Here is a 6729-nt window from a genome sequence, read left to right on the forward strand (position 1 = left end):
CTGCGATCTTTTGATCCGGTTTTCTTGGAGCAAGATCAAAAGATCGCAGCCTTCGGCAGCTCCTACAGGGGTTGTGTCATTCAGAGGTTTTGCAGGGTTTCGAGGAGGATTCTGACTTTGGTGATCGACTCCTGATACTCAGCCTGCCAGTCCGAATCCGCAACAATCCCGCCACCGCCCCAGCAGCACACCTGCCCATCCTTGACCAACAAACTGCGAATCGCGATGGAGCTGTCCATCTCGCCGCGCACGTCCAGGTACAGCAACGAACCGCAATACAATCCGCGCCGGGTCGGCTCCAGTTCATCAATGATCTGCATCGCACGAATCTTCGGGGCGCCGGTGATCGAGCCGCCGGGGAAGCTGCCGGCAATCAAATCCAGTGCATCGCGGTCATCCGCCAGTTCACCAGTCACGCTGCTGACCAGGTGATGCACGTTCGGATAGCTTTCAAGGCTAAACAACTCCGGCACCCGCACCGAACCAATGCGGCAGGTGCGGCCGAGGTCGTTGCGCAGCAGATCAACGATCATCAGGTTTTCCGCGCGATCCTTGGGGCTGGCCAGCAGTTCGGCGGCGTTGGCAGCGTCTTCGGCCGGCGTGAGACCTCGCGGGCGAGTGCCTTTGATGGGGCGGGTTTCGACCTGACGCTGGCTGACTTTGACAAAGCGCTCGGGCGACAGGCTCAACACCGCGCCGCCGTCGGGCAAGCTCTGGAAACCGGAGAACGGGGTCGGGCAGGCTTCGCGCAATTTGCAGTAGGCCAGCCACGGATCGCCCTGGCACGACGCGCGAAAGCGCTGGGCGAAGTTGACCTGATAACAATCGCCGGCCTGAATGTAATGCTGAATGCGTTCGAACGCCTGACGGTAATCGTCGGCCGAGAGGTCGGCGGCCATTGGCGTGTGCAGTTTGAACGGTGTCAGTGCATCAGCAGCGGGCTGAGCGAACAATGCGATCAGGCGTTGTTTTTCACTGTCGTCCACGGAGGGGTGAAAGACCAGTTGACTGGTCGCCGTCTGGTGATCGCTGATCAGCGCCCAGTCGTACAACCCGAAACGCGCGTCCGGCAATTGCAGGTCATCGCCGGCCTGACTCGGCAGGTGTTCCAGATGCCGACCGAAGTCGTAGCTCAGGTAACCAATCAAACCGCCAGCAAACGGCAGCTCGAAACCCACTGGCAAATCAGCCTCGCCGAGGCGACTTAAGTTGTCGCGCAACCGTTGCAGGAAATGACTGCCGCTCTCGTCCGGCAACACTGCCAGTTGTTCCAGCGGCCAGGCGCTGAGCAAGTCATAACGACCACGGTCGGCACTTGGCCGGCCGCTGTCGAGCAGCACGGCACCGGGGGCATTGCGGATGGCCGCGAAGTAGTCGGCGGGATTGGCTCGGTAGGGCAGCGGGTGTACGGAACAGGTCAGCATGGGCGGGGCAGATCGGCCGTTGAGGCGGGGTGGGGATTGTAGTCCTCTCCGATGCCAGATCAAAGTCAAAAGCCTCCCCCTCACCCCAACCCTCTCCCCCAAGGGGGCGAGGGGGGAAGGGGGCTGATCTTCATGCTTTTCAAAGCCTGAGTTTTACTCAAGACGGTCAGGTCGGCGTACCTCGAACATCCACCTCGGTCAGTTCCCTCTCCCTCTGGGAGAGGGCTAGGGTGAGGGGCTTTCCAGCTTCAGCCCTCGACCGCAGGAATATGCCCAAACATTTCCTGAGTAAACGCCACGCGCTCTTCAGCCGTCTCCGTCACTCCACGCGCCTTCAAATCCTCCAGGCGCGCCTCTACCGCATGGGTGCGCAACGTCAGCCCACAATCATTGGCAATCTGAATATTCAACCCAGGACGCGCATTCAGCTCGAGAATCAGCGGGCCTTTCTCCTGATCCAGCACCATATCAACGCCGATGTAACCCAACCCGCACAGCTCATAACAGCCGGCCGCGAGTTTCATGAAACCGTCCCAGTAGGGCAGTTGCACGCCATCCACCGCGTTGGTGGTGTCGGGGTGTTTGGTGATGATGTTGTTCAGCCAGGTGCCGCGCAAGGTCAGACCGGTGGCCAGATCGACACCAACGCCGATGGCGCCCTGGTGCAGGTTGGCCTTGCCGCCGGACTGCCGGGTCGGCAGGCGCAGCATCGCCATCACCGGATAGCCCATCAAGACGATGATGCGGATGTCCGGCACGCCTTCGTAGCTGATGCTTTTGAAGATCTGATCCGGGGTCACCCGGTATTCGATCAGCGCCCGGTCGCGGTGGCCGCCCAGTGAATACAGGCCAGTGAGGATGCTCGAGATGTGATGCTCCAGCTCTTCGTGGGCAATGATCTTGCCCGACACCGTGCGATAGCGGCCTTCGAAACGGTCGGCGACGACGATAATGCCGTCACCGCCAGCACCCTGCGCAGGCTTGATCACGAAGTCGCTGCGCCCGCCGATGATCTCGCCGAGCTTGTCGATTTCCTTCTCGGTGGAAATCACGCCATACAATTCCGGCACGTGGATGCCGGCCTCGATCGCGCGTTCCTTGGTGATGATCTTGTCATCGACGATCGGGTACAGGCTGCGCTTGTTGTACTTGAGCACGTAGTCGGCGTTTCGCCGATTGATGCCCATGATCCCCCGCGCCTCCAGCGCCTTCCAGGTCTTCCAGAAACCGAACATCAGGCGTCAGCCTTCTTCAGGAAAGCCTTGAAACGCACCAGTTCCGTCAGGCGGTAGCCGCGATAACGACCCATCGCCAGCATGAAGCCGACCAGAATCAGCAGGATCGCCGGGAAGGTGAACACGAAGTAAACCAGCTCAGGCACGGTCATGATCAGGTGCGCCAGGGACGCCGCGAACAGCGTGCCAATCGCCACTTTCATCGCATGGCTGGCGCCGCGTTCTTCCCAGGTGATCGACAGGCGTTCGATGGTCATGGTCAGAATCACCATCGGGAACAGCGCCACGGACAAGCCGCGCTCCAGACCGAGTTTATGACTGAACAGGCTGATCGCCGCGATCAGCACCACGACAAAGGTCAACACCACCGAGAGTCGCGGCAGCATTTGCAGCTTCAGGTGTTCCAGATAAGAACGTAATGACAGCCCCAGCGCCGTGATCACCGTAAACAACAGAATGCCAAAACCCAACTGCGTTTCGCGGAAGGCGAGGGCGATCAGTACCGGGGTGAATGTGCCGAGGGTCTGCAGGCCGATCAGGTTGCGCAGGATCAGAATCACCAGCACGCCAATCGGGATCATCACCATGATCATGAAGGTCTGCTGGGTCTGCAGCGGCAGGCCGTACAGCGAGTATTCGAGGAAGTTGGCGTCAGTGTTTTCGTCGGTCAGCTTGGCCAGACGAATCGCGTTCATCTCGCTGTTGTTCAGGCTGAAGGTCACGTTGGCTTTCTTGCCGCCGTCGACGGTGATCAGGTTTTCATCGCCGGTCCACCACAGCAGGCGGTCGGTCGGCAGGCCTTGCTCACCGGTTTCCGGGTTGAAGTACAACCAATCGTTGCCATTGAAGCTGCGCAGCCACAGTTCGGGCATTTGCGGTTGATCGGCGACGAGGCGGATGGTGTGGACTTTTTCCACCGGCACGTGGGCGATCGACAGCAGCAGTTCGACGATTTTGGCTTTGTGCGCGGTCGACGGATCGCCGGCCAGCAGCAGTTTCACGTTGTCATCGTTGAGGTTGTTGACGCGTTTGATCGCTTCGCCGATGAAAGTTTCGACGTCGGCGGAGTGTTGGCGGATCGGCGCGAGCAGGGCTTCAGCGGCGATCTTTTCCGGGCCTTCGATGGCGATGCTGTCGCGGAAGGTCGGGCCTTTGATCTTGGTTTTTTCCGCGGTATAGCGCTTGGTCAGCACCAGACGGTAATAAAGGGTCTGGTTGCCCTTGGCGCGGCGCGCCGACCAGGTCACCTTGCGGTTGCCGTCGACACGGTTCACGGCGACGCCGTAGTTATTGGAGATAAAACTCTCGTTGAGGCTGACGTAGTCGCGGCTCAGCGGTGGCACAAACATCTGGATCTTCACCGGGTCTTTGGTGCTGGCGACGAACTCGACCTTGGCGTCGATGTTCCACAAGTCGTCGGTCGCGTCTTCGGTCACCGGGATGCCGAGCACGAAAATCTGATAGGCCGTAACCGAAACGCCCAGCAGCACCAGAATGGTGATCAGGATTTTCAGGTGGAAGGTTAGAGAACGCATGGAAATTACTCGGCGGTATGAGCGGCGATGGTGCAGGCGGGTTTGCCGGCAGCGTATTTAAGACTGGGGTCGACCAGCGCGTCGAAGCGTTTCAGCGCCTCGGAGCCAATCAAAAGCGGATATTGGAACGCACTTCGGTCGGTCAGGTTCACTTCGATGCTGCGCAGCGCCGTGCCCATGCAGATATCCAGCTCGATCACCGGACGGGCGGTGTACTTCTTGCCTTCTTCCGGGTCGTAATCGCCGGCGCGGCGCTTGATCTTGCTGACGCGGGCCAGCGGCCGTTCGATCGGGTGCGAATGCGCGGCGTCGATGGCGAGGTAGAAACGTACCCAGGACTCACCGTTGCGTTTAAAGCGTTTGATATCGCGGGCACTCAGCGAGGCGGTTTTCGCGCCGGTGTCGAGTTTGGCCGCGACTTCGAGATTGATGCCGTCAAGCGAAGCGTATTCGTTGAGGCCGTACACGGTTTTTTCCCCCGCGGCGGCAAGGCCGGGCAGGCAAAACAGGGCAAAGAATGTGGGAAAAGGCTTGAGTCTCATAAATCCTGGTGCGCAGCGTTCCGTGGTCGGTTCAGGTGCCTGGCAAGACTTGCGCAAGCGCCTGCGTGTGCCTGGCAGCTTTTTATGACAAGCCGTACAAATGGCCAGCAAATGCGGGCGGCATTCTAGCACGGTGGTTTTATGGCGCCAGCGCTGGGGGCGGTCTATGGAAGATCAAAAGATCGCAGCCTTCGGCAGCTCCTACACTGATCCCTGTAGGAGCTGCCGCAGGCTGCGTTCTTTTAAGGTTATTAGACGATTGTCGACAATACACATTTATCCTTTGACTGATGCGGCCTAATTGGCTAGTTTTTGCCGCATTGGATTTAAAGGTGTCGACAATCATGCTGGATCAACTCGATCCCCCGGTCATCAGCGGCGACGATTCCGAGACGCTCTCGGAAAACGTCTTCCGGCGTATTCAGGCGGCCATCGTCAAAGGCGAGATCGCCCCGGGCAGCAAGATCTCCGAGCCGGAGCTGGCGCGCACCTACGGCATCAGCCGTGGGCCGTTGCGTGAGGCGATTCACCGTCTCGAAGGCCAGCGCCTGCTGGTGCGTGTACCGCACGTCGGCGCACGGGTTGTCTCACTCAGCCACGCCGAATTGCTCGAACTCTATGAAATCCGCGAATCCCTCGAAGGCATGGCCTGCCGCCTGGCGGCCGAACGCATGAGCGTCGAAGAAATCGACGAACTGCGTCGCGTACTGGAAACCCACGAACGCGACGCGGCGTTTCAGGCCGGCGTTGGCTACTACCAGCAGGAAGGCGATTTCGACTTTCACTACCGGATCATCCAGGGCAGCGGCAACCGCACGCTGACGCAGATGCTCTGCGGCGAGCTGTATCAACTGGTGCGCATGTACCGCATCCAGTTTTCTACAACGCCGAACCGTCCGCGCCAGGCCTTTGCCGAACACCACCGGATTCTCGATGCCATCGCCGACCGTGACGGCGAACTCGCGGAATTGTTGATGCGCCGTCACATCGGCGCCTCGAAACGCAACATCGCCCGTCACTACCAGGACGGCGCCCACAATAAGACAGCCACTGAACGAGGTGAGTCATGAGTTCCAAGCACAGCACTCCAGGCCAGCGTTTCCGCGATGCGGTCGCCAGCGAGCATCCATTGCAGGTGGTCGGCGCGATCAACGCCAACCACGCGTTGCTGGCCAAGCGCGCCGGTTTCAAGGCGATCTACCTGTCCGGTGGCGGGGTGGCTGCAGGCTCGCTCGGCGTGCCGGATCTGGGCATCACCGGTCTGGATGACGTGCTCACCGACGTGCGCCGCATCACCGACGTTTGCGATCTGCCGCTGCTGGTCGATGTCGACACTGGTTTCGGCTCGTCGGCGTTCAACGTCGCGCGCACGGTGAAGTCGATGATCAAGTTCGGCGCGGCGGCGATTCATATCGAGGATCAGGTGGGCGCCAAGCGCTGTGGCCACCGTCCTAATAAAGAGATCGTCAGCCAGCAGGAAATGGTCGATCGCATCAAGGCCGCCGTCGATGCCCGTACCGATGACAGCTTCGTGATTATGGCGCGTACCGATGCGCTGGCGGTGGAAGGTCTGGAATCGGCACTCGATCGCGCTGCGGCGTGCATCGAGGCCGGCGCCGACATGATTTTTCCGGAAGCCATCACTGAGCTGGAGATGTACAAGCTGTTCGCCAACCGCGTGAAAGCGCCGATTCTGGCCAACATCACCGAGTTCGGCTCGACACCGCTGTACACCACCGAGCAACTGGCCGGCGCCGACGTGTCGCTGGTGCTGTATCCGCTGTCGGCGTTCCGCGCGATGAACAAGGCTGCGGAAAACGTTTACACGGCGATCCGCCGCGACGGTACGCAACAGAATGTCATCGACACCATGCAGACTCGCATGGAGCTTTACGATCGTATTGATTACCACACGTTCGAGCAGAAGCTCGATGCGTTGTTTGCTGCGAAAAAATGAAGATCAAAAGATCGCAGCCTGCGGCAGCTCCTACAG

Annotated in this window: 6 protein-coding genes; 2 read left to right on the top strand and 4 right to left on the bottom strand. The window is 59.8% G+C overall.

The window, feature by feature from the left end; all coding sequences use genetic code 11:
• Window positions 1-80 precede the first annotated feature (80 nt).
• From pabB to EJA70_RS13455, 4 genes are all read right to left on the bottom strand, one after another.
• Window positions 81-1424, bottom strand: coding sequence for an aminodeoxychorismate synthase component I (gene pabB / locus EJA70_RS13440; protein WP_158831269.1), 1344 nt, complete (start codon window positions 1422-1424; stop codon window positions 81-83).
• 248 nt (window positions 1425-1672) lie between these two features.
• Window positions 1673-2659: an alpha-L-glutamate ligase-like protein gene (locus tag EJA70_RS13445; RefSeq protein ID WP_158831271.1), complete on the bottom strand. Its 987-nt coding sequence runs from the start codon at window positions 2657-2659 to the stop codon at window positions 1673-1675.
• Window positions 2659-4194 carry an inactive transglutaminase family protein gene (locus EJA70_RS13450; protein WP_008080999.1) on the bottom strand — a complete coding sequence of 512 codons (1536 nt, stop codon included), beginning with the start codon at window positions 4192-4194 and terminating at the stop codon, window positions 2659-2661. Before EJA70_RS13450 ends, EJA70_RS13445 begins: the two co-directional genes overlap by 1 nt.
• A gap of 5 nt (window positions 4195-4199) precedes the next feature.
• Window positions 4200-4736, bottom strand: coding sequence for an ATP-dependent zinc protease (locus EJA70_RS13455; RefSeq protein ID WP_008081000.1), 537 nt, complete (start codon window positions 4734-4736; stop codon window positions 4200-4202).
• Window positions 4737-5083: 347 nt separating this feature from the next.
• On the opposite strand from EJA70_RS13455, the gene EJA70_RS13460 reads away from it, so the two are divergent.
• Entirely contained in the window at window positions 5084-5806 is a 723-nt protein-coding gene (locus EJA70_RS13460) for a GntR family transcriptional regulator (RefSeq protein WP_172828118.1), read from the top strand.
• On the top strand, window positions 5803-6693 hold the full coding sequence (gene prpB / locus EJA70_RS13465) for a methylisocitrate lyase (RefSeq protein WP_007916432.1): 891 nt from the start codon (window positions 5803-5805) through the stop codon (window positions 6691-6693). The genes EJA70_RS13460 and prpB overlap by 4 nt, the downstream gene beginning before the upstream one ends.
• Window positions 6694-6729: the final 36 nt, after the last annotated feature.

This window comes from Pseudomonas sp. PB103, assembly GCF_009764635.1.
Taxonomy (GTDB): Bacteria; Pseudomonadota; Gammaproteobacteria; order Pseudomonadales; family Pseudomonadaceae; genus Aquipseudomonas.